The sequence below is a fragment of the Frigoribacterium sp. 2355 genome (assembly GCF_054060695.1).
In genome coordinates, this window is the sequence record NZ_JBSSDL010000004.1 from 294,013 (window position 1) to 315,723 (window position 21,711).

Annotated in this window: 20 protein-coding genes and 1 tRNA gene; 8 read left to right on the forward strand and 13 right to left on the reverse strand. The window is 65.6% G+C overall.

Annotated features, from left to right (window positions below; genetic code table 11):
- Positions 1-588 precede the first annotated feature (588 nt).
- Positions 589-1,953 (reverse strand): DNA repair protein RadA, encoded by a 1,365-nt coding sequence (gene radA, locus ACVJ1F_RS07615; protein WP_456885507.1) that lies wholly within the window; start codon positions 1,951-1,953, stop codon positions 589-591.
- A 9-nt stretch (positions 1,954-1,962) separates the two neighbouring features.
- Positions 1,963-2,889 carry an SGNH/GDSL hydrolase family protein gene (locus ACVJ1F_RS07620; RefSeq protein WP_456885508.1) on the reverse strand — a complete coding sequence of 309 codons (927 nt, stop codon included), beginning with the start codon at positions 2,887-2,889 and terminating at the stop codon, positions 1,963-1,965.
- A 137-nt stretch (positions 2,890-3,026) separates the two neighbouring features.
- Between ACVJ1F_RS07620 and ACVJ1F_RS07625 the strand changes: the two genes are divergently transcribed.
- A tRNA-Ser gene (locus tag ACVJ1F_RS07625) sits at positions 3,027-3,117 on the forward strand.
- A gap of 701 nt (positions 3,118-3,818) precedes the next feature.
- Here ACVJ1F_RS07625 and ACVJ1F_RS07630 read toward each other — a convergent pair.
- The 7 genes from ACVJ1F_RS07630 to ACVJ1F_RS07660 form a co-directional block, all read right to left on the reverse strand.
- Complete coding sequence (locus tag ACVJ1F_RS07630) at positions 3,819-6,287, reverse strand: TIR domain-containing protein (protein ID WP_456885509.1); 2,469 nt, start codon at positions 6,285-6,287, stop codon at positions 3,819-3,821.
- A gap of 106 nt (positions 6,288-6,393) precedes the next feature.
- Positions 6,394-7,461: a hypothetical protein gene (locus ACVJ1F_RS07635; RefSeq protein ID WP_456885510.1), complete on the reverse strand. Its 1,068-nt coding sequence runs from the start codon at positions 7,459-7,461 to the stop codon at positions 6,394-6,396.
- A 287-nt stretch (positions 7,462-7,748) separates the two neighbouring features.
- Positions 7,749-8,930, reverse strand: a complete 1,182-nt coding sequence (locus tag ACVJ1F_RS07640; RefSeq protein WP_456885511.1) for a DUF262 domain-containing protein — start codon at positions 8,928-8,930, stop codon at positions 7,749-7,751.
- 39 nt (positions 8,931-8,969) lie between these two features.
- Positions 8,970-9,635 (reverse strand): hypothetical protein, encoded by a 666-nt coding sequence (locus ACVJ1F_RS07645; RefSeq protein ID WP_456885512.1) that lies wholly within the window; start codon positions 9,633-9,635, stop codon positions 8,970-8,972.
- A 334-nt stretch (positions 9,636-9,969) separates the two neighbouring features.
- Entirely contained in the window at positions 9,970-11,646 is a 1,677-nt protein-coding gene (locus ACVJ1F_RS07650) for an HsdM family class I SAM-dependent methyltransferase (RefSeq protein WP_456885513.1), read from the reverse strand.
- Between the two features lie 119 nt (positions 11,647-11,765).
- Positions 11,766-12,371, reverse strand: a complete 606-nt coding sequence (locus ACVJ1F_RS07655; RefSeq protein WP_456885528.1) for a DUF1349 domain-containing protein — start codon at positions 12,369-12,371, stop codon at positions 11,766-11,768.
- A 128-nt stretch (positions 12,372-12,499) separates the two neighbouring features.
- On the reverse strand, positions 12,500-12,925 hold the full coding sequence (locus ACVJ1F_RS07660) for a hypothetical protein (protein WP_456885514.1): 426 nt from the start codon (positions 12,923-12,925) through the stop codon (positions 12,500-12,502).
- Between the two features lie 157 nt (positions 12,926-13,082).
- Here ACVJ1F_RS07660 and ACVJ1F_RS07665 point away from each other — a divergent pair, with 157 nt between their 5' ends.
- The 4 genes from ACVJ1F_RS07665 to ACVJ1F_RS07680 all read left to right on the forward strand — a co-directional run bounded on the left by ACVJ1F_RS07665 (position 13,083) and on the right by ACVJ1F_RS07680 (position 16,432).
- Positions 13,083-13,970, forward strand: coding sequence for a helix-turn-helix transcriptional regulator (locus ACVJ1F_RS07665; protein WP_456885515.1), 888 nt, complete (start codon positions 13,083-13,085; stop codon positions 13,968-13,970).
- Positions 13,971-14,051: 81 nt separating this feature from the next.
- Positions 14,052-15,263: an MFS transporter gene (locus tag ACVJ1F_RS07670; RefSeq protein WP_456885516.1), complete on the forward strand. Its 1,212-nt coding sequence runs from the start codon at positions 14,052-14,054 to the stop codon at positions 15,261-15,263.
- Positions 15,264-15,412: 149 nt separating this feature from the next.
- Positions 15,413-16,177 (forward strand): hypothetical protein, encoded by a 765-nt coding sequence (locus ACVJ1F_RS07675; protein ID WP_456885517.1) that lies wholly within the window; start codon positions 15,413-15,415, stop codon positions 16,175-16,177.
- A 33-nt stretch (positions 16,178-16,210) separates the two neighbouring features.
- Positions 16,211-16,432, forward strand: a complete 222-nt coding sequence (locus ACVJ1F_RS07680; protein WP_456885518.1) for a PLDc N-terminal domain-containing protein — start codon at positions 16,211-16,213, stop codon at positions 16,430-16,432.
- Positions 16,433-16,790: 358 nt separating this feature from the next.
- Here ACVJ1F_RS07680 and ACVJ1F_RS07685 read toward each other — a convergent pair whose 3' ends face one another.
- The gene (locus tag ACVJ1F_RS07685; protein ID WP_456885519.1) at positions 16,791-17,135 is read right to left on the reverse strand and encodes a DUF2200 domain-containing protein; all 345 of its coding nucleotides are present in this window, start codon (positions 17,133-17,135) and stop codon (positions 16,791-16,793) included.
- A 64-nt stretch (positions 17,136-17,199) separates the two neighbouring features.
- Between ACVJ1F_RS07685 and ACVJ1F_RS07690 the strand changes: the two genes are divergently transcribed.
- A complete protein-coding gene (locus ACVJ1F_RS07690) occupies positions 17,200-17,718 on the forward strand; it encodes a MaoC family dehydratase (protein WP_456885520.1) in 519 nt (172 codons plus the stop codon).
- A 123-nt stretch (positions 17,719-17,841) separates the two neighbouring features.
- Here the strand turns inward: ACVJ1F_RS07690 and ACVJ1F_RS07695 are convergent, their stop codons facing one another.
- Complete coding sequence (locus tag ACVJ1F_RS07695) at positions 17,842-18,186, reverse strand: MerR family transcriptional regulator (RefSeq protein ID WP_456885521.1); 345 nt, start codon at positions 18,184-18,186, stop codon at positions 17,842-17,844.
- A gap of 26 nt (positions 18,187-18,212) precedes the next feature.
- On the opposite strand from ACVJ1F_RS07695, the gene ACVJ1F_RS07700 reads away from it, so the two are divergent.
- Positions 18,213-19,061: an NADPH-dependent F420 reductase gene (locus ACVJ1F_RS07700; RefSeq protein ID WP_456885529.1), complete on the forward strand. Its 849-nt coding sequence runs from the start codon at positions 18,213-18,215 to the stop codon at positions 19,059-19,061.
- Positions 19,062-19,125: 64 nt separating this feature from the next.
- On the opposite strand, the gene ACVJ1F_RS07705 is transcribed toward ACVJ1F_RS07700, so the two are convergent.
- Entirely contained in the window at positions 19,126-19,836 is a 711-nt protein-coding gene (locus ACVJ1F_RS07705; RefSeq protein ID WP_456885522.1) for an SDR family oxidoreductase, read from the reverse strand.
- A 107-nt stretch (positions 19,837-19,943) separates the two neighbouring features.
- On the opposite strand from ACVJ1F_RS07705, the gene ACVJ1F_RS07710 reads away from it, so the two are divergent.
- The gene (locus tag ACVJ1F_RS07710) at positions 19,944-20,546 is read left to right on the forward strand and encodes a TetR/AcrR family transcriptional regulator (RefSeq protein WP_456885523.1); all 603 of its coding nucleotides are present in this window, start codon (positions 19,944-19,946) and stop codon (positions 20,544-20,546) included.
- Between the two features lie 49 nt (positions 20,547-20,595).
- On the opposite strand, the gene ACVJ1F_RS07715 is transcribed toward ACVJ1F_RS07710, so the two are convergent.
- Positions 20,596-21,591 carry an NADP-dependent oxidoreductase gene (locus ACVJ1F_RS07715; protein ID WP_456885524.1) on the reverse strand — a complete coding sequence of 332 codons (996 nt, stop codon included), beginning with the start codon at positions 21,589-21,591 and terminating at the stop codon, positions 20,596-20,598.
- Between the last annotated feature and the right edge of the window lie 120 nt (positions 21,592-21,711).

Here is a 21,711-nt window from a genome sequence, read left to right on the forward strand (position 1 = left end):
CCGGGACCAGCGCGGCGTGTGGGCTGAGAATCCGCGTGGAGCGGGGTGCAGGTGCCTGGTGAGGCCGCCGACCGGGGTGTACCCCGCTGCGGGCGATGTCGGGTCGGTGCGGGGGTTCGGGGGGTCGGGACGTGGGGCCGAGTGGGCAGAAGATGCTCGTCGTGTGCGGGGGAGGAGCATCTTCTGCCCCCTCGTGCCCTGGCCTCGTGTGGGCCGGGCCGATGGGTGCCGCTCTGGTTCCGGAGGCGCGGGTCGAGTGGTCGCAGATTGTCCGTCGGGTGCGTTGGGGGGACAGTTCGGGACCACTCGATGGGTGGGTGCATGTGTGCGCGGGGGTGCAGGTGCAGGTGCGGGTGCGGCCGTCGAGAGGGCAGAAGGTGCTCGTCGGGTTGGTGGGAGCAGCATCTTCTGCCCACTCGCACCGGGTGTCGGACGTGCGGGACCGTGCGTCCGCCGGCCGGTCCCGGCCCGTGGCCCGGGTCAGGAACCGCGGGACGCGCCAAGACACCCGAGTCGGCCTCGGGTCACGAGGCGCGGATCGGGCCGAGAGACGGGGGTCCCGGCTCAGGAGGCGCGGGTCGGGCCGGCTCAGAAGGCGCGGTCGAGCTCGCGGTCGCGTTCGGAGCCCGCGGCGCTGAACGCCCGGCGGAGCGCTTCGCGCAGGTTGCCCGATTCGGCGTCGACGAGCTGGGTGAAGCCGAGGCGGCGGGCTTCGGAGGCGCGTTGTTTGGGGGAGGAGACGGGGCGGATCTCGCCGGCGAGGCTGATCTCGCCGACGGCGGCCATGGTCTGGGGGAAGGGTTTCTCGCGGCTGGCGCTGGCGAGGGCGAGCGCGATGGCGAGGTCGGCGCCGGGTTCGGTGATCTTGATGCCGCCGACGGTGCTGACGTAGACGTCGGCGTCGCCGAGACGGATGCCGGCGCGGCGTTCGAGCACGGCGAGCAGCATGGCGACGCGGGAGGACTCGACGCCGTTGACGACGCGACGGGGTTGGGGCGTCGAGCTGGCGACGATGAGCGCCTGGACCTCGACGGGCAAGGCGCGGCGGCCTTCCATGGCGACGGTGATGCAGGTGCCGCTGACGGGGATGCCGTTGCGCGACATGAAGAGGCCGCTGGGGTCGGCGACCTCGGCGATGCCGTCGCCGGTCATCTCGAAGCAGCCGACCTCGTCGGTGGGCCCGAAGCGGTTCTTGTGGGCGCGGATGAAGCGGAGCGCGGTCTGCCGGTCGCCTTCGAACTGGCAGACGACGTCGACGAGGTGTTCGAGCAGGCGAGGGCCGGCGATGGTGCCGTCTTTGGTGACGTGGCCGACGAGCAGGACGGGCAGGTTGCGGTCTTTGCTGACGCGGATGAGGGTCGAGGCGACCTCGCGCACCTGGGAGGTGCCGCCGGCGATGCCGTCGATGGTCGAGGAGGAGACGGTCTGCACCGAGTCGACGATGACGAGCTGGGGGTCGACCTGATCGATCTGGCCGAGGATGACCGAGAGGTCGATCTCGGCGGCGAGGAAGAGGTTGTCATGCATGGCGCCGGTGCGTTGGGCGCGGAGGCGGACCTGTGAGGCGCTCTCTTCGGCGGTGACGTAGAGGACGCGGGCGCCGGTGGCGGCGGCGCGGGAGGCGACCTCGAGCAGCAGGGTCGATTTGCCGACGCCGGGCTCGCCGCTGAGCAGGATGGCGGCGCCGGGGACGATGCCGCCGCCGAGGACGCGGTCGAACTCGGCGATGCCGCTGGGCCAGTAGGCGACGCTGTTGGCTTCGACCTGGGTGATGGGTCGCGCGACGCGGTCGCCTTCGACGCGGACCGAGGCGGTGCCGCGGGCGCTGACGAGGGCCGAGGTGACGTCAACGACGGTGCCCCACTTCTGGCACTCGCCGCAGCGCCCGGCCCACTTGAGCGACGTCCACCCGCACTCGGTGCAGCGGAACGGGGGAGTGGTGGTGCGAGCCATGCCGTCAGCCTAGGAGGCGCCCCCGACATCGGCGGAGGCGTCCGTCGGGGACGTGGTCGCGCCTCCTGCGGTGTCCGTCGTCGGGGTGTCGCTGCCGGTGCCGGCAGTCGGGGCCGCGGCTGCTGCGGCCGTGTGGGCCGCGACGGCTTCGGCCTCGCGGGCCTCGTGGGTGGTGGCGGCCTCGTCGGCGGCGATGCGGGCGAGGCGGGCGGCGATGGCGGGTTCGAAGGCGGAGGCCCAGACGCGGTAGCCGCGGTCGTTGGGGTGGAAGAGGTCGCCGGCCGAGTTGCGGTAGGTGCGGAAGAAACCCTGGCGGCGGGTGGTCTCGTAGAGCGGGGCGACGGTGAGGCCGAACTCGCCGGCGATGCGGTGGACGATGGCGTTGGCCTCGACGAGCTTCTTCTCGCGATCGGGAATCCACATGGCGGGCAGGTCGCCGACGATGGCGTGTGAGGGCAGGGCGCCGTAGATGACGCGGAGGTTCTTCTCGAACGACTCGGGGTTGAACTGGATGATGTCGTTGGCGCCGATGGCCACGGTGACGACGTCGGGTTCGTACTTCTCGAACTTCGGCAGCTGGTCTTTGCGGCAGAGCCAGGTGGTCGAGCCGCTGACGCTGAGGTTGACGACGCGCAACGAGGTGTGGCTCTGGCGGCGCATGTAGGCCGAGAGGCGGCCCACGTAGCTGCGGGCCGGGCTCGAGGCTCCGATGCCCTGGGCGGCGGAGTCGCCCATCGCGACGTATAGCAGCTTGCCCTTGCGGTCGAAGCGGTCGCGCCACCAGGCGGAGTGGACGGGCAGCAAGGCGTTCAGGTCGGCGGCGGCCGCGTTGCGGCGCTGCATGAAGCGGCTGACGCCGGCGCCGGCGGCGGCCGTGGTGGCGAGGGTGACGCCGACGCCCGAGAGGAAGGCGGTGACGGTGTGGCGTGAGGGCATGGGCCGAGGCTACGCCGGGCTCCGCTGCCCTCGCCGGGCGTCTGTGCACCCTGTGCACAACCCCGAGGAGGCGCGGTCCGGTGGACGAGCAATCACCCGGTTTCGTCCCTGCCGCCGGATGTACTAAACTCGTCCTCGGTACCGTGTCCGAGCGGCCGAAGGATCATGTCTCGAAAACATGTGTGGGGGTTAACTCCACCGTGGGTTCAAATCCCACCGGTACCGCCACAGAAAACCCCCGCGCGAGCGGGGGTTTTCTCATCTTAAGAGATGTTTGTTGTGCGTCGCTTGAGGCTACGAGGCACCCGCTGGGACCAAGGCTCGCCCGGTCAGTTGCTGTTCTAGATGAGAACTGTCCCCTGGAACTTACTGTCGATGGCCCCTCCCGCAGGTGAAGGCGTTTTCTGGACTCGGGGAAGGTCGACAGGTGCCGCGAAAGCCACAGCTGAGCTCCACAGACCTACTTCGGCTGGGCCTAATAGGTGCGCGTTAAGTTTGTTGCTTTGATCAGAACGCGGTTTGAGGTCACAACGACATACCGCCAGGGCACACACCGAGCTAGCGAAGAACAGTGCGTACGCGTAGGTGCTCGCTACGAAATGTCGGCTACGAGCGCCCGCGATTGACCTGGGATGTTCTGAAGGACGGACGGCGCGCCGGTCACGGGACACCCACTTAGTCTCGGCGTGGTGGAGGCTTTTCGTGACATCCGTGGGAAGGTAGGCGTCCCCCACCGGCCTCACGGAATACCCCGCGGTGACTCAACGTCATTCAACATGGTTCGAAGCCAAGTCAAGCTGTGAAACAACTTCTCAAGACGCGACGCACAGTATGCCCATCATCACCGTTGACGGTAGGAAGTGCTGGCGGGTTGTGCTGAGGATGTCCCAAGAACCCACGCCCTCGCGAATGAAGTCGGACCGCCGATTCTAGAAGTAACGAGGAAACTCGCGGCTATAGTCCGCGACGTAGCGTAGCTCTCCAAGTGTGTCCAATTCTCGGGATAGCGCGCGAATCTGAGAGCGTGCCTCACCAAACGCAACTTCACCGATCTCGCCGCGGGCTATCAATATTCGAACCGCGAGGGCCAGATTCTGACCGTCGCGTCTGCCGGTAAGAGCGACTTGTATGGCATCCTCCGCCGCGGACAGTTGACCTGATATGAGAAATAGTTTCGCTTGGACATTGTCTGCCACGGCTGTAGGGACCCCCGGCAATGCGCGAGCGGACGCCAGTGCGCTCTGAGCTCCCGGAAAGTCACCTAGGTCGGCAAGGATGCTGGCTAATGAGAGCCAAGATTGGACAAAGCCCGAGTCGACTTCGACGCTACGGCGAAACTGTTCGAGCGCTAGGTCCCGATGCCCGGTTTGGAGGGCAATTCGGCCCAGCCGGTGTCGATAAGCCGGATTATTTGGTTCTCGGGATACGGCCTTTTGCATGACTTGCTCTGCCTCCGGTAGTCGGCCGAGGTGTTCTAAAGCTTCTGAATGTAAGGCAAGAGTCCAGGGGGTGTCGCCGCTCCGCGCGATCGCTGCTTGAGCTGCAACGACGGCTCCATTCCAGTCCTTCATTCGCATTCGAGCTTGGGCGATGTCCGCCCAGAGCTGAGCAGGATTGTGGCGAAATGGCACCGCCTGCTCGAAGAGGCTGATTGCAGCAGTCCAGTTCCGTGCTATGAATTCCACTCGGCCGCGATCCCGAATCACGGCCGCGTTGGTTGCGTGGTCCGTGATGAGTTTGTCGCCGAGTGCACGTGCTTCCGTGATACGGCCGAGGTAGGCAAGCGTTTTCATTCGAAGCTGGAGCAGTGCCGAGTCGAATTCGTCCCAGCCTGACAAGGCTTCGTCGATGTAAAGCAGGGCTTCCTCGTAGCGCTTTTCCTGGTAAAGCTCGACGGCCGTCTGGCGCAACGTTCCCATCAGATTTCGACGCAGGCTTCGCGCCTCCTCAAATCGGCCTGCGAGCCCCAATAACTTTACGGAGGCAAGCAATGTGGCGACGTAAAGGGCGTCTCCAGGTGCAAGTAGCTGAAGCAGGGAACGCATGACGTCGGCAAGAGCAGATGTCCGCTGGGTGTGATCGGAGCGTTTTCGGAACGACCGCAAGAAATAGTCCCGCAGGAGCGGGTGCAAAGAGAGAGTGCCCTCGTCGCTATTGGACACAAGGGAGTACTGCACCCCTTCGGCTATGGATTCTTGCAGTTCGCTCGCCGTAAGCTGTAGTGCATCTGCCAGGTTCTCACCGGGAATGGGGCCATCAACGAGGGCAAGGACCTCCAGAAGGCTCCAAGTGGCCGAAGTTAGGTTTGCGGGATCGACCAGATCTGTCGCGATCGCGTGGCGTTGTGCACGCAGAGCAACGGCTTGCATTGGTAGGCGCGGTGCCACCACCTCAAGTGCAAGAGGATGGCCGTCTAAGTCTTCCGCCACGGTTGCGAGCTCGTCGTCGCTCCCCGTTGCACCTTGGGAACGCAGTAAAGGAATGGCGTATTGCCGCGAGAGCCCCGCGAGGAAGAATGCCTCTACTTCGCTTTCCGAATCTTTGAGGTGCGGCTTACGGCGTGAAGTAAAAACGACAAGCCGGCTGAAGCGACTTTCCAGGGATGAGGCCGCGTCAATGATGTGCCGGCAGATAGGGCCAAGAGTGCTGTCGTCGTTGAGCCAGTGTTCGGCATCTTCAAAAACCCAAACCCCTCCATTGGTCATAAAGGTTGTGAGCATGCCACTCGTGTGAGCGATTACCTCACTGGGGCTCGCATTCTCGTCAGCTGGCTGAAGGCCCAATGCGTTTGCCGCGAGGAGATTAAGTTCGGGTTCGTCTGTTCCAGGAGAGACGGTGATGCGTTTCGTCGTTCCCACGCCCATGGTTAAACGGTTGAGTGCTTCTTTGGCTAACGTGCGTTTTCCACTTCCCGGCATTCCACAGATGAAAAGAGCTGCGCGCTGTGAGTCGTAGAGCGCCTCCTCGATTTGAGCGACTTGCGCGTTTCGGTTGAAAAAAACGCGTCGGGTCTTCGCGGTCAGGGCCGATCCGCTCAGAACAGCGGCGATCTCTCCAGGGTCCTTTTTGCCTCGCGCCTGCAGGAACGGACGGAGGTAGAGGGGGACCTTCGTGTCGTCCATGCAGATCACACGAATTGCGACTGCATTGTCTTCTAGCCAGCGAATGAACGCCATATGAAGCTCGAAGCGGACCCACTTGGATTCCGATGATGTCTCGCTCCAGAGTAGGACGAAGTCAGACGCGTCTTCGATTCCCGTACTGATCTCGTCTAGTAGAAGGTCTCCGACGTCGATTTCATGGAGATCAACCCAGGCGTCGTCGTCTAATTGTTCTTTCAAGGCGACCGCGAGAGACTTCTCAGGCGACGCATGAGAAATGAAAAAGCGCTTAGACACGTCGGCTCCGACTGGTCAGATGTAGTGACAATAAGGAACTGACAGCCCCCAAGTGAGACACTAGCGCGTCGCAGGCCGCCTATCATGCAGGATCATCGTGACCGCCTTATGTGCCGGTTCTCCTGCCGGTCGCAAATAATGATCGAAGCGAATCGTGGAACGTGGCGGCATCCAGAGGGTTCTCTTCTACCCATAGAGCCGCAAGGGCAGGCAATACTAAATGCCGCCCGAAGTGGTCGGCCATTACGTTCACTCGATCGTGGGAGTCCCGACCTTCAAGAGAGCTCAGAACGCGAGCGACGTCATCAAATGTTCGGCCGAGACGGGTCGCAAGCTTTTCCAAATCCCGAACAGAGGCTAGCAGTGAGTCTGGGTCCTGTTCTGTCGGCAGGAATATGGCGGGCCACCGATGTTCCTCATTAGGTCTTATCTCCGGCCGGCTGCGCTGATCGCCGTCGAAGACCAAAACGTAGTTGATCTTGGGGCGAATGGGCCTTGGAAGGTGCCGGCTGAGTTCAACGAGATCTCCTGAGCCATGTGCCCAGATAACATCGGTCGAGGCGCTGGCGTCGCGGCCGAGACTCTCGATGAGCGCAGTGGTGAGATGAAGGGCAGATTCGTCTTCGACATACAGGACACGTTTGATGGGAGGCCGTGCCAGCAATACGTGCGCGATGCTGGGGTCATCCGTGATGTGGGTGGCCGTCGTTGTGCCGTCGGCCGCAATGTCTAGGTAGACGAACGCGTTTTGGCTGACGGCGTCGGCGATGATGTCTGACGAGTGGGTGGACAGAATCATGCGCCAACCTTTGTTGCGATGCTCCCTGCAGATGTTCAGGAGACGAGCCAAGAGTCCAGCTGCCGCGTTCGGGGGGAGGTACGCATCGGGCTCGTCAATGATGATGATGAGTTCATCGCTGTGGTCGTACTGCTGGAGAATCCAGAAGAGAAGGTGTACCGAGAACTCCCCAAGACCCATATCCACACTGGTGTAGTCGGTGGTCCGATAGGATGCTTCAAAGTACGGTGTTACCGGCTGGTCGGATTCCGCGCCCCAAGTAAATGCGTCTGCAATGTCGGCGTCCCCGGGCTCGATGTCGAGGCCGTACCAGTCGATGCGGTCATAATTACGTCCGATGATCCGCTGTAGGTCGTCTCGGCGTTCAGGGCTCATGGGCATCAGTCCGACAGCTTCTTTGAGGTCTTCAACGTCCTTTAAGCCTCGAAGAACGCGCAGACTTTGCTCGCAGATTGCGGGTAGGTCAATATGAATTGCGCGTTCCCCAAGCTCACGCGATAAGGCTCTGAGGACACGCGATTTCCCAGCCCCGTTCCGGCCGCCTACGACTGTGCATGGGCGGGCGATGTCGACTGTCACACCGCCAGCGGTCACGTTTTCACTAGGCAGGCCACTAAATCGCTTTTCCAAATTGGGCCAGACGTCAGCTTCGCGCGCGTCCCTCACGCCGCGTCCTCGGACGGCTCCAGGAACCCCCACCGGCTATCTGCAGCACCGAGGAATTCTGCTACAAGTGTCTGGGCAAGCTCGGGCTCGGCGGCAATCTGGTTCATAAGCGTGCCTGAGCCCCGGTACGCCGGCCAATCGAACTCGTCTTCGGCAAATAACTGCAACGCTAAGTCTCGGATGAGGACCGACGATACGTCGGTGACGCGGTAGGAGGCTCGATCGTCATAGAGTCTCAGGACTTGAGCCCTGGCTCGTCGATCTACCGTGTCGGTGGCGAATTCGCCCGTACGAACGAGCGCCCGGTCTTCCTCAAATCGCGCTAGAAAAAATTCGGGAAGATCGCCAGAAACGGAGGGCGCCCATTCACAGAAGACGATCCAAGTTTGGAGGGTACCTTTATTGAATCTGATCCGCTGCCCCGAGCGAGCCGCCGTCTCAATTTGAGTCAGCAGTCGTCTGCCTGCGTTGCGAACCGCGTGCATTGTTTCCTGTCGGAACCCCCCGCCTTGACGGTAGAAGCTTTCAACAACAGAGTTGTTGATGTGCGTTCGAAGAGATCCATTCTCGATAGCCACGCAAGCTCGGGCAATGATGTCGTCGTACGCGAGTCGACCGTTGCTGAAGCCAATTCGCTCTCTCGCAAGCAGGCCATCTTCGGTCAATTGGGCTACTAGCTCCTTGACCTGGTCACGCGCGTCTCCGCGGAGAGCGTTACGTTTCTCGGGGGGCGTCAGATTGTATGCCTGATTAAGTCGGAAGAAGAGCTCGTTAGGTTCTTCCGGCAAATAGTCTGTCAGCGTGATCGTCTGGAGGACGAATCGATTCACGGCCTTGCGTACGTTCTCCGGGAGCTGCGAATATTTGAGACCGTCAAGTGCTTCGATTCGGGGATCTTTTGGATCGATGGTGCCGTCAATTCGCACCCTGTCGTCAAAGAAGGCACGGATAGCCGCCAAACGCTGTTGTCCGTCCAGCACCTCTTCGTCGCCCTCAGGGCTGCGGACGATATGTACAGCTGGTACATACCAACCCCGCAAAACTGTGTCGACTAAGCGCTGACGGCGCTTCCCGTCCCAAACCTCCCCGCGTTGAAAGTCGGGCTGGAGGTCCAACTCCTTCGCCCTGATACGGCTTAGGAGCGTTTCGAGCTGCGGATCTGACTTCTCGATCTTCATGGTAGACGCTTACAATACGTTATAACCAGGCTGACGGAGCTAAATTGGGTTGAATTCGCCGGTTTCCTCCGGGATGCCGGGCTCGGGTGTCTCTTTGGCGTCGTCCTCGAGCACGGGTATTTGGCGACGCTCCATGCGACTCCTTACCGAAACGTGTTGAGAAACTGGGGTAGCAGCCAGAACCTTATCCAGCATCCCGACCATGAACTGCTCGGGACGGACATCGTCAGGTACGTGATGAAGGTCCATCTGCACTCTTGATGGGGCGCTGTCCTCTGCTGAGACATCATCCCAATCGACCAGTGCAAGGCCGGTGGCCGTGTATCCGTTGGCGCCGCCGAAGTCACGAAGCTTTCGCATCATGTCGACCGTGCGTTCGAAGGCATCTGGCTCATCACGGAGAATTGTTGCGCGTTGGACGAAGAAAAAGCCGACAGCGGCGAGCGGGTAACGACCTCGAAGGTTAGCGGCATCTCCGTAAGCCTCCTCAAATCGGTTAGAAAGATTCTTGCCGAAAGAGGAAACCTGCGTCTTGGTACTCAAAAGAAGTTCCGGCCCCCGGTCCCAGCGAGCTATGGCCACGTCAACTTGCTTCTCGTAGGCCCGACCAAGAAAGCGCGCATCGGACGGAGCCACGGACGGCATGAGCTCGACACGGCGTCGAACCTCGGCCGCCAGTTGAACGGGCAAGTTTTCGAGGAGCACAGCGACATCACGCGGCAATATACGCGGCCGGGTCGGACGTGGCCAAACTTCATCAGTGCCGAATCCCGCCCGGCGAAGTTCGTACGACAACCAAGAGTCAACCCCGCCTGCAAGGACGCCGCTAGATGATGTCTTTTGCGCAGAGACTGGGATCGTGAGAAGTCGCTCAAGAACTGAGTAATCAGGATCGTATTTCGGTGCTGTGCCGCGCTCATGCGACCACGGGTCTGTGGACACGGCTGCGGCCAACACTCTGTCGTAAACACTAAAGGAGTCACTACGGACCACGGGGGATGTCTCCTTGCGAAACTCAAGCCTTCAAGGGCCCAGGCTATCAGCGGACACTCGCGGCCCGAGCGACTCGACGAGAAGTCATGGTTGCATGTGCCTGGCGGACTCGTACGATCTCGGTTTCTGTCACTGTTCCGACATCCAGGAGCAGAGCCTGATCGACCAGTCGAACGGCTGCGGCGAGGTTGCCAGTTCTGAGCAGCCGCGCAACCTTTGCCTTTATTGCACGGAGCGCATCCGCTCGATCGCCAACGAGGGTAGGAGAAGGCATGGCCCAGACATCCGCCTCGCGCGGTTCCATCTTGAGTATTCCGCCACCGTAGGAACGGCCAACTATCTCGGCATCCAGTAATGTTACAGAGTTCAATGAAGCTAGCGGAAGAAGCTCCTTGCCGAGATCAGCATGCCGCGCGTCGAGATATACTCCATGAACTGAATTAAGGTGATGCGCGTGAGCGGCGTTTGTTGTAAGGCGTGGGGTGTCTGCGTTCATGCATGTCAATAGCAGATCGGCTGGACTGATTAAGGGTACCTGATACCAGGTTTTCCTAACGCGGCATTTGTATGCTTGGTCAACGCCTGCCTTGTGGCCTATCTCGATGTAGGCGGCGGCAGCGGCGGACGGGTTTGCGCCCGGTCGAAAGAGCCACGTGGCTTTGCCTGCAGCGCCAAGATCGCTCATATCGTGGCGAGTCAGGGATAGGCCGCGCAGGTGCGAGCTGCCTGGTGGGGAAATTCGGACAAGGTCGGAGCGGCGGAGGTGGAGTTCTCTAACACGAGCCGGGGAGAGGGCGAAGAACGAATTGTTACCGCTGACCATGCCAAGGGTGGTGTCGCCCCACGTCTCCAGGTTGGTAAAGGCTCCCGTTTCTCGAAGATTGCGAAGTGGACTTAATGCCTCGTTGTGAACGAGTAGCCCAGTCCACTTGTCGGAGGCGCTCTGAGGTGACCATGTCAGTGGCATGCCGAGAGTCTTCAGTGACTCACCGTCACGGGCTTGGTGTATGACCGCGTAATCGGTGGGACCTTGGCCATACCCATCCGCAAGAAGAAGAACGACGTCTGCCTCAGCTTCTGGAAAAACTTGCTCTTTAAAGAGCACCAACTCGACATTTGTGAATCGGCTGAAAAGAAATTGTCGTACGGGGGCGGCGTAGTTGACGCTGAGCAGCTCGGCGGGCAAAACCAGACCCATTCGGCCCCCAGGTCTTAGGAACAGGGCGGATTGGATGGTGAATGCGGCCCAGCTAGATGCCAATCCATTGAGAGTGACGCCGGCCTTTAGGGCAGCAGCTCTGGAGCGGGTACGAGATTCTCCAGTGAAGTCTTGATATCGGATGTAGGGCGGGTTGCCAATCACGGCATCGTAGGTGGGCTCGGGGTTCACAAGGAAGAAGTCGCTGTGGATGATGTCTGGAATACCGCCGGCTTCAGCGATTCGTTCAGCAGCGACCCGCGCGCTGTGGGCATGGATTTCCACCCCAGCAACTCGCGGGCGTTCCGCACCAAGGTTCCTAAGGCGCCGGACGGCCTCGACAAGGAAGGCTGCATCGCCAGCGGAGGGTTCCATCACCAGGTCGCCAGGCGTGCGGATGGCCCAGTCGGTGATGAAGCGGGTAAGGGGTTCGGGAGTGAAAAACGCGCCTCGCGCTTTCCGCACGTCCGCGGTGTCAGAGACATGGGGAAGAGGCGCGTTACTCACAACCCCATTCTTGGGCAAACCGCCGACATTCGGTGCAGACGCCTCGAACCCCTTCGAGATGCCGGTTCTCTACCGGCCCTAAACTGCGGGCGCCTAAAGGATGAAGGGGAGCTGTACCGGAGTCAAATAAGTCGTTTCTACTGTCTTTGGTAGATGGGAGACTCGAATTTTTGGGATTGCGGAGATATAGAACTGGATCGGCCAGATGCGTCGCTAGACGCCGTTCCAGGGCCCTGGTGACCTTTGCCAGGAGAAGGCGCATTGCACTGGCGCGTGCCTGCTTCGGGGAGGCCCACCCCACTGGAGCGCCGGTAGACCTTCAGGTTTACCTCGGCAAGGGCCACGGCACTAGCGACAACGACGCGGGCCCGCACGGTGAGCGCGTTTCCCGAACGGCTGGCTCGCATGGTCACGGTGCGGCCGGTCCACTCGACCGGGGAGAGCGACCAGTCGGACTCACCCCGCGTCACGACGGCGCCGAGGCTCTGCTCGCCGTCGCTGAGCTCGACCCCGGCCTTGACCCAGGTCTCGGGGCCGACCGAGACGAAGATCCCGGCCTGGTCGAACTGCGCCGAGAAGTCGAGCACGAACGACACCTCCATGGCGGTGCCCTGCTCCAACGGGGCGACCAGGGCGTGCTCGGTGTCGTGGACGAACCCGTACGACGTGAGGCGCCAGGCGTCGCTGCCCTCGGCCGCCGTGACGCGCAGGCCGTCGTCGGCGACGTCGACGTCGACCGCGATGGTTCAGCTGCCTGTGGTGCAGGCGATACCCATCGTGAAGTCCCCTCGGTCATGCAAGGTGCCATCCGTGCCAGAAGTTGACGCAACGCGGGTCGCGCCCTCGCCAGGGCCCGCCAGCGCAGCTCAGCTCAGCTGCAGGTGTAGGTGACCCCGTCGACGACGTGGGTGCCCGGGCCGAGGTCCGCGCAGGTCTCGAGGAGGGTCGAAGCGCCGACGATGGCCGCGACGATGAACGCGATGGTGAGCAGCAGCACCACGATCGAGATGATGATGCCGGCGAGCGAGAGGCCTCGGGGCTGACCGAGACGGCCGAGACGGCGGAACGAGATCGTGCTCATGATGAGGCCGGCGATCGCCAGGAAGCCGAAGAACGACAGCACGAAACCGGCAATCTCGAACCCCCGCGACGGACGCTGGACGGCCCCGCCGTCGTGCCCCGCCCCGGGCGCCTGCGGCACGCCGCCGTACTGCTGCCCCCCGTGCTGCTGGCCCCCGTCCTGCGGCCCGCCGTACTGCTGCCCCTGCTGCCCGTCGTGGTCGCGTCCGTCAGTCATCTCGGTCCCCCGTCGTCGAGTGGTGCTGGTGCCACGACCCTACCGAGGCCTTGAGCGAGCGTCACGACCACCACCTCCCCGCGGCGTGCAAGGCCCCACCGAACCAGGTCCCGACAGGGCCTGGTTGCCCCGAACCACCGACCGTAGGGTCGAAGCCATGGACAACCGAGCCGAGGTCCGCGACTTCCTCGCCACCCGCCGCGCACGCCTCTCGCCCGAACAAGCCGGCGTCGTCAGCGCCGGCGGCCAGCGCCGCGTCCCCGGGCTCCGCCGCGACGAGGTCGCCCGCCTCGCCGGCGTCAGCGTCGACTACTACACCCGCCTCGAACGCGGCAACCTCGGCGGGGTCTCCGACAGCGTCCTCGACGCCATCGCCCGCGCCCTCGGCCTGGACCAGGCCGAGACCGACCACCTCTACGACCTCGCCCGCGCCTCCGTCCCCTCCCGCCGCAAGCCCCCGGTCACCAGCGGACAGAAGATCGCCCAGTCCCCGGTGCAACACATGCTCGACGCCATGACCGGCGCCGTCGCCATGGTCACCAACACCCGCATGGACCTCGTCGCCGCCAACGCCCTCGGCTTCGCCCTGTACTCCGACATGTACCGCAGCACCCTGCGCCCCGCCAACCACTCGCGCTACATCTTCCTCGACCCCGGCGCCCACGACTTCTACCCCGACTGGGAGCGCGCGGCCGCCGTCAACGTCGCCATCCTCCGACGCGACGCCGGCCGCGCCCCCCACGACCCCGGCATCACCGCCCTCGTCGGCGAGTTGTCCATCCGCAGCGACGAGTTCCGCGCCCGCTGGGCCGCCCACGACGTCCGCCGCCACTACACCGGCGCCAAGGAGTTCCGGCACCCGGCCGTCGGCCTGCTCGAGCTGGACTTCCAGGTCATGGAACTCCAGGACACCCCCGGGCACTCGCTCACCGTCTACACGGCCGTCCCGGGCTCCGCGTCCGACGAGGGGCTGCGCCTCCTTGCCTCGTGGGCGGCGACCGAGGACGTCGTCGAACGCGCCCGGTCCGCCGACCCGGTCACCTGACCCGCGCCTCCTCGCTTCTTCCTCCCGCACCACTGGGCCCACCCCCAGGAGGCGCATCCCCGCGCCCGAAAGGACCTCACCATGTCGACAGCGCCCGTCCCCACCCACGTGCCCCGCGCCTCCGTCGCCGCAGGGCCCGTCGACCGGCTGCCGGTGTTCTCACTGGTCGTCCTGGCGACGATGGGGTTCATCCTCGTCGCGATGGAGACGATGCCGGCCGGCCTGCTGCCCGTCATCGCGGACGGCCTCGACACGAGCGAGGGCGCCGTAGGACTGCTCATCAGCGCCTACGCACTCGGCACCGTGGTCGCGACCGTTCCGGCCATCACGTTGACCCGGGGGATGCGTCGCAAGCCGCTCCTCCTGATCGCGATCACCGGCCTGGTCGTTGCGAACACGGTGACGGCGCTCTCGCCCGTCATCGCCCTCGCCCTCGTGTCGCGGTTCGTGGCCGGAGCGTTCTCGGGCGTGATCTGGGGCATGCTCGCGGCCTACGGACGCCGGATCAGCCCACCCGACCGTGCCGGGCTGTCGCTCGCGATCGTCTCGGCGGGCGCGCCCGTCGGCTTCGCGTTCGGGACGCCGCTGGGCTCGTGGCTGGGGACCGCCTTCGACTGGCGGTGGTCGTTCGGCGGGCTGACCCTGCTCGGGGTCGTCGTCTTCGTGCTCGTGGCGACCATCGTCCCGGATGCGGCACCGGCACCGGCGGGGGCACGGCTCTCGCTCGGGCGGGTGTTCCGCATCCCGGGGATCGCCGTGATCCTCGCCGTCATCGCCGCGTGGATGCTGGCGCACAACACGATCTACACGTACGTCTCGCCGTACCTGCGGGCCGGTGGGTCGGGGCTGGGCGTCGACGTCACGCTGCTGATCTACGGCATCGCCTCGATCGGCGGGATCGTCGTCACCGGGGCGCTGCTCGACCGGCACCCGCGCGCCCTGCTGCACGGCAGCGTCGCCCTGTTCGTCGTCGCGGGGGTGGTCCTGCTCGTCGGCCACGCCTCAGTGCCGGCGGTGGTCGTCGCCGCGGTGGTGTGGGGCGTCACGTTCGGCGGCGCGTCGGCCCAGCTGCAAGCGGCGCTCACCACCGTCGGCGGCGACAACGCCGACGTCGCGAACGCCTTCTTGCCGGTGGCGTTCAACGCCGCGATCTTCTTCGCCGGGATCGTCGGGGCGGCCCTGCTGGCCGTGGCGGACGGGCTCGTGCTGCCGGTGCTGATGATCGGGTTCGGGGTCGTGGCGTTCGCGCTGACGGTGTACGGGCGGCGCAACGCATTTCCCGGGGCGCTCTGACCGGCTCGGCACTGGGCATCATCGATGCTCACCTCCTCAACGGCAAGGGGAAGGAAGTGCAGCAGATGCAACATCTCGAGCGGGGTTGAAAAAAAAGCAGACCCCTTTGTATGTTTGGGGCTTCAACGCACAGTTCAAGGGGGAATTGCATGAAGAAGCAGATGGTAGGCCTCAGTGTTGCGGCAGCAGTTTGCGTTTTGGGGACCACGTTGATGGGAGCGCCGGCGATCGCCGCCCCGGCGGGTGTGAGCCAGGTCGAACTCGAGAAGACGAAGTCGTCTCTCGCAGCTTCCGACATCGCTCCGGCGCAGCAGGCCGAGTTGTTGCAGAAAGTCACAGACGGCGAGCTGTGGGACGCCGCGTCTGGCAAGGCTGCGGTGTCGTCGACCACGAAGCAGCAGGGCGACTACAAGGTGACGAAGGACGTTCACGCAGACGGTTCCTACACCGAGATGGGCATTGAGCAGGGGCGCCAAGCTAGTCCCGCCGAACTGCAGGCCATGATCGCTCAGGCGAAGCCGTTTTTGGACGGAACCGCCAAGAGCAATGTCGTGCTGCCCCCCAAGACGGGTGGAGTCTCCACTCAAGCCCAGGGCGTCAGCAACTGTGTCTTCGGTAACAATGGAGGCGTTCGCTACGCGCAGAGCTGCCACGTCTACTACCACGGTGTCACGTGGAGTAACAGTTTCAACGCGAATTACCAGATCACCCCGACGTCGTCCAAGTCGCAGCTCATCGCGAATTCCAACAAGGTCGTCACCGTGCTGGCCGTCTCGAATGAGATCGCGTTCTCACGAAACAACGGCCGCGACATCCGTCACCAGTTCAACCTGTCTGCCGGGGGATGGGGCAACACCCCGTTCTGGCTCGACCTGCGGACGACCACCGGTGGGGCATCCGTCGCCCGCGCCTAAATTAGAACGTAAGTTAGGAAGAAGGAGAACTTCATGTTCGGACTCGCACCACTCGACCTTTTCTGGTCCGTAGTCCTCTTGGCTGGCTTGGTTCTCCTCGTCAGTGCCATCGTCTCCATCGTTCGCGACAAGGCGATGTCGGCACAGATGATGACCATCTGGCTCATCGTGGTCGTCGTGGCCCCCGTTATCGGGCCACTGGTGTGGTTCGCCCTTCGGGGATCGCTTCACAAGAATGCGGCGAGGACCAGCTAACCCGCAGATGCGACCGGGGAGACCGCCATCCGTGCCCGGATGGCGGTCTCTCCTGTCTGCGGCACGGCATGCGACGCGACGCCCTGCTCTGTTGAACGGGCGCGCGTCGTGCCGACGTGACCACCGCAGGAGGCGCCTTCCTGCCGGTGGCGTTCAACGTGGCGATCTTCTTCGCGGGGATCGTCGGCGCCGCCCTGCTGACCGTGGCGGACGGACTCGTGCTGCCCGTGGTGATGATCGGGTTCGGGGTCGTGGCGTTCGCACTGACGGTGTACGGGCGGCGCAACGCGTTCCCCGCCGGGCTGTGCTCGGCCGGTCTCGGCGTCACAGACGACGTGTCACCCCGCGGTGCGACGCCTCACTGCTCCCGCAGCACCTTCGCCATCGGGCGGCCGCGTGCGACCTCGTCCACGAGCTTGTCGAGACGGCGGATGTTCGCGGTCAGCTCGTCGTCGAGGGCCTCGATGCGGACGCCGCAGATGACACCCGTCACGAGCGAGGCCCGGGGGTTGAGGTCGGCGGCCGCGAAGAAGTCGCGGAACGTGGTGCCGTCGGCGACGTGCTGGTCGATCTCACCCTGGTCGTAACCGGTCAGCCAGGTCACGACCTGGTCGACCTCGGCCTTCGTGTAGCCCTTGCGCTCGACCTTGGCCACGTACAGGGGATAGACCCTGGCGAACGGCATGTCGTCCAAGCGGCTCATGCCGGAATCGTACGCGGACCGGTCGACCGGCACCGCGCCTCCTCGGCCGACCTAGGGTGAAGGCGTGCCCTACGAACCGGACGGGACCGCAGCCGCGGCCGACGACACCTCGCCCTTCGCGCATCGGCTCGCCGACCGCTTCCTCGACGACTACGTGCCCGGCCTCACGCTGGAGCACGGCTCGTACCGCGTCACGGCGGACGAGATCGTCGACTTCGGCCGCCGGTTCGATCCGCACGACATGCACGTCGACGCCGAACGGGCCGCGGCGACGCCGCTGGGCGGACTCGTGGCCAGCGGCTGGCACACCACCGCCATGATGATGCGCCTGATGGTGGAGTCCTACCTCAACCAGGGCGCCAGCGTCGCGTCGCCCGGCGTCGACGAGTTGCGCTGGTCGGCGCCCGTCCGCCCCGGCGACGTGCTCCGCGCCCGCTTCACCGTCGTCGACGCCCGCCCCTCGGCGTCGCGTCCCGACCGGGGAGTGGTCCGCACCCGCATCGAACTCCTCGACCAGCACGATCGGGCCGTGATGACGCAGGTCATGACGAACCTGATCCTGGCCCGCCCCGCCGCCGGCTGACCCGGGCTGCGACCAGCTGACCCCGCCCTGCCACCGGCCGACCCCGGCCTGCGACCGGCCGACCCCGGCCGGCGACCAGCTGACCCCGGCACGGCCGCGAGAGCGCGGGTCACCCGGCCCGGGTCACCCGGCCCGGGTCTCCGGACGCTCGACGCCGGCGTCCTCGAGGGCGCCGAGGTAGCTCGTGAGCGCGTCGCGGTTCTGGGTGAGGAAGTCGATCTTCTCGGTCATCCGGTCGCGCTCGGTCTCGAGCAGCTCGACGAGCCCCGGTTCGGCGTTCTCGACGACGATCGTCTGCGGCTGGCCGAGGCAGGGCAGGATGTCCGTCACGATGCGCGTGGGGATGCCCGCGTCGATCAGGCCGCGGATCTTGCCCACCCGGTCGACGAGGCGCTCGTCGTAGTCGCGGTACCCGTTCGCCAGCCGGGTCGGGGTGATCAGGCCCTGCTCCTCGTAGTAGCGGAGCATCCGCGACGGGACGCCCGTCCTCGTCGATAGTTCACCGATGCGCACGAGTCCTCCTCCGACTTGACCTTCACACTAATGGCAACGTTCATGCTGGAGGCATGTCTGACGTACGAGAAGAAGAACGAGCACACCTGACGATCGGGATCATCGGGGCCGGCTTCATCGGTTCCACCATCGCCCGCCGCCTCGCCCGCCACGGGCACGACGTCGCCATCGCCAACTCGCGCGGCCCCGAGACGATCGACGAGGCGGCCCTCCGCACCGGCGCCCGCGCCGTGGACGCCGCCGAGGTCGCCCGGGGCGTCGACGTCCTGATCGTCTCGGTGCCGATGAACCGCAACGCCGACATCGCCGAGTACGTCCGCTCGGCCCCCGAGGGCGCGGTCGTCGTCGACACGTCGAACTACTACCCGATGCGTGACGGCTCGATGCACGACTTCGAGCAGGGCGTCCCCGAGAGCGTCTGGCTGTCCGAGCTGTTCGGACGCCCGATCGCCAAGGCGTGGAACGCCATCACCTCGCAGTCGTTCGACGCGAAGGCCACCGAGCCCGGCGACCCCGCCCGCGTCGCCATCCCCGTGGCCGCCGACCGTGACGCCGACCGCGCCGTGGCCATGCAGCTCGTCGAGCAGACCGGGTTCGACGCCGTCGACGCCGGCGTCCTCGCCGAGTCGTGGCGCCAGCAGCCCGGGGCGCCCGTCTACTGCACCGACCGCACGCGCGCCGAGATGCCCGGGTGGCTCGCCGCCGCCGACAAGGAGCGCGTCCCGCAGCGCCGCGACCTCGCGATGGAGGTCATCGGCGGCCACGTCGAGGCCGGCGGCACCGTCGACGGGCCGTTCCTCGTGGCGATCAACCGCGCCTGCTACAGCTGACGTGACCGGGCGCAGGAGGCGCGGTGCCGGTCGGGCCGGCACCGCGCCTCCTCGACGTCACCGGTCAGCGCGCGGCGAGCTGCGGGTAGAGCGCCTCGAGCGGCGCCGACAGGCCCGCCTTCACCTGGCGCGAGGTCTCGTCGGCGAGGACCTCGTGCTCGCCGGCCTCGAGGGCGTCGAGCACGTCGGCGACCAGGGTCGCCGGGTCGGTCTTCGCGTCCGTGACGCCCGCGGCCATCGCGGTGTCGACGTAGCCCACGTGCACGCCGACGACCTGCACGCCCGCGGGCTGCAGCTCGAGGCGCAGCGAGTTCGTGGCCGACCACAGCGCGGCCTTCGTCGCCGAGTAGATGCCCGCGACGGCGAACCACGAGAGCGCCGAGTGGATGTCGACGATGGCCGTGCCGCCGCCGTGCGCCGAGAGGAGCGGTGCGTAGGCCCGGGCGAGGAACAGCGGCCCGAGGAAGTTGGTCTCGACGTTGGCGCGGATCTCGTCGTCGGTGTGGCTGAGGATGCCGGGCGTGGGGGTGTTCGCGCCGGCGTTGTTGATCAGCACGGTCACGTCGGGCGCCGCCTCGACGACGGCGGCGATCGAGGCCGGGTCGGTCACGTCGAGGGTGAGGGGCACGACGCGCTCGTCGTCCCAGGTGCGCGGGGTGCGGGCCGTGGCGTAGACCTTCGCGGCGCCTCGGGCGAGGGCGGCCTCGACGAAACGGGTGCCGATGCCCCCGTTCGCTCCGGTGACGAGGACGACGGAGCCGGTGATGTCGGTCATGGGTGTTCCTTCCGAGGTGGTGCGAGGATGAGGCGGCTCGAGACCGAGTCGCCGAAGGTGACTCATGTCATAATTGAGTTCAGTCAGTTTCTATTCCGGGAGATCCGATGACGTCGTCAGCCCCGCCGCTCGGCCGGCGCGAGCGCAACAAGCAGGAGAAGCTCGAGCGCATCACGCGGGCCGCGTCCGACCTGTTCAGCCGACACGGGGTCGACGAGGTGACGACGCAGCAGATCGCCGAGGCGGCCGACGTCGGCGCCGGCACGCTGTTCCTCTATGCCCGCACGAAGGGTGAGCTGCTGTTGCTCGCGCAGAACGCGGCGTACGCGCGGTCCCTCGACGAGGGGATCCGCGCCTCCTCGTCCGCGACGACCGCGCTGGACGCGGTCGTCGCCGTCCTCGAGCCGATCGTGCACTGCAACCGGGCCCAGGTCGAGAACGGCCGCACCTACCTCCGCGAGATGGCGTTCGGCGACGCGACGGAGCCGCACCACGCCGAGGCGCTCGCGATCGTCGCCCGGACCGAGGAGGCGGTGGCCGGGATCGTCGCGCGCCTCACCTCGGCGACGCCCTCCGACGCGGCCGCGTTCGCGCACGTCGTGTCGGCCGTGATGATGCTCGCGATGTCGTCGGCGGTCGACGAGTCGGTGTCGGACGACGAGATCGTCGCGGGGGTGCGACGTCAGCTCGAGGTGATCCTGCCGCGCTGACGTGTCCCGTCGGCCGTGGTGCCCCGCCACGTCGGCCGTGTGCCGACCGTCACGGGAGGGTGACGACCGCCTTGCCGCGGATGCGGACCTTCCCGAGGTCGTCGAGGGCAGCGGCGGTCTCGGCGAACGGGTGCGTCGCGCCGACGACCGGTCGGATCGCGCCCGCATCGACGAGGGCGGCGATCTCGCGGAGCTGGTCGCCGTCGGAGTGCATGAAGAGGAACTCGTACGAGACCCCGAGCTTCTTCGCCTGGGCACGCACCTTGCGGCTGAGGCCGGCGATCGCGAGGCGCACGACGGGGTTCAGCCCCGCGGCCTTGGCGAAGGCGGGAGTGGGCGGGCCCTGGATGCCGATGGCGATGCCGCCGGGGCGGAGCACCCGGAGCGACTTCGCCAGGTTCTCGGCGCCCAGGCTGTCGAGGACGAGGTCGTAGCCGGACAGCTCCTGCTCGAAGGCCTGACTGCGGTGGTCGACCACGACGTCGGCACCGAGCTCGCGCACGAAGTCGGCGTTCGACGAGGAGGCGGTGGTCGCGACGTGCGCGCCGAGGTGCTTCGCGAGCTGGATCGCGATCGAACCGACCCCACCGGCACCCGCGTGGACGAGGACCTTCTGACCGGGCTGCACGTCGCCGCGCTCGACGAGGGCCTGCCAGGCCGTCAACGCGACGAGGGGCAGCGACGCGGCCTCGACGGTGCTGATCGAGGTCGGGGCGAGGGCGACGTCGGCCTCGTCGACGGCGATGCGCTCGGCGAAGGTGCCGATCCGGTGGTCGCGGGGGCGGGCGAAGACCTCGTCGCCGGGCTTCAGGCTGCGGACCGAGCCGCCGACCTCGATGACCGTCCCGGCGACGTCGTGGCCGAGGACGAGGGGCGTCCGGTACGGGAGGATCAGCGTGAACTCGCCCTCGCGGATCTTCGCGTCGAGGTGGTTCAGGCCGGCGGCGGCGACCGCGATCAGGACGTCGTGGTCGCCGACGGTCGGCTCGGGCACGTCGACTTCGTGCAGGGGCTGCTTGTAGGCGTCGAAGGCGAAGGCTCGCATGGGGGTGCTCCTGGGGGGGGGGGGGGGGGGGGGGGGGGGGGGTGGGGGGGGGGGGGGGGGGCCCCCCCGCGCGGCCCCCCCCCCCCCCGGCCCGGGGGGTCTCGCGCGCGAGCAGACCGC

What these genes read in the sequence shown, in the direction of transcription:
- ACVJ1F_RS07715 (WP_456885524.1), bottom strand. Translation starts at nt 21,591, where the DNA reads ATGCGAGCCTTCGCCTTCGACGCCTACAAGCAGCCCCTGCACGAAGTC.
- ACVJ1F_RS07680 (WP_456885518.1), top strand. Translation starts at nt 16,211, where the DNA reads ATGTTCGGACTCGCACCACTCGACCTTTTCTGGTCCGTAGTCCTCTTG.
- ACVJ1F_RS07665 (WP_456885515.1), top strand. Translation starts at nt 13,083, where the DNA reads ATGGACAACCGAGCCGAGGTCCGCGACTTCCTCGCCACCCGCCGCGCA.
- ACVJ1F_RS07620 (WP_456885508.1), bottom strand. Translation starts at nt 2,889, where the DNA reads ATGCCCTCACGCCACACCGTCACCGCCTTCCTCTCGGGCGTCGGCGTC.
- radA (WP_456885507.1), bottom strand. Translation starts at nt 1,953, where the DNA reads ATGGCTCGCACCACCACTCCCCCGTTCCGCTGCACCGAGTGCGGGTGG.
- ACVJ1F_RS07710 (WP_456885523.1), top strand. Translation starts at nt 19,944, where the DNA reads ATGACGTCGTCAGCCCCGCCGCTCGGCCGGCGCGAGCGCAACAAGCAG.
- ACVJ1F_RS07685 (WP_456885519.1), bottom strand. Translation starts at nt 17,135, where the DNA reads ATGAGCCGCTTGGACGACATGCCGTTCGCCAGGGTCTATCCCCTGTAC.
- ACVJ1F_RS07705 (WP_456885522.1), bottom strand. Translation starts at nt 19,836, where the DNA reads ATGACCGACATCACCGGCTCCGTCGTCCTCGTCACCGGAGCGAACGGG.
- ACVJ1F_RS07660 (WP_456885514.1), bottom strand. Translation starts at nt 12,925, where the DNA reads ATGACTGACGGACGCGACCACGACGGGCAGCAGGGGCAGCAGTACGGC.
- ACVJ1F_RS07695 (WP_456885521.1), bottom strand. Translation starts at nt 18,186, where the DNA reads ATGCTCCGCTACTACGAGGAGCAGGGCCTGATCACCCCGACCCGGCTG.
- ACVJ1F_RS07640 (WP_456885511.1), bottom strand. Translation starts at nt 8,930, where the DNA reads ATGAAGATCGAGAAGTCAGATCCGCAGCTCGAAACGCTCCTAAGCCGT.
- ACVJ1F_RS07675 (WP_456885517.1), top strand. Translation starts at nt 15,413, where the DNA reads ATGAAGAAGCAGATGGTAGGCCTCAGTGTTGCGGCAGCAGTTTGCGTT.
- ACVJ1F_RS07670 (WP_456885516.1), top strand. Translation starts at nt 14,052, where the DNA reads ATGTCGACAGCGCCCGTCCCCACCCACGTGCCCCGCGCCTCCGTCGCC.
- ACVJ1F_RS07635 (WP_456885510.1), bottom strand. Translation starts at nt 7,461, where the DNA reads ATGAGCCCTGAACGCCGAGACGACCTACAGCGGATCATCGGACGTAAT.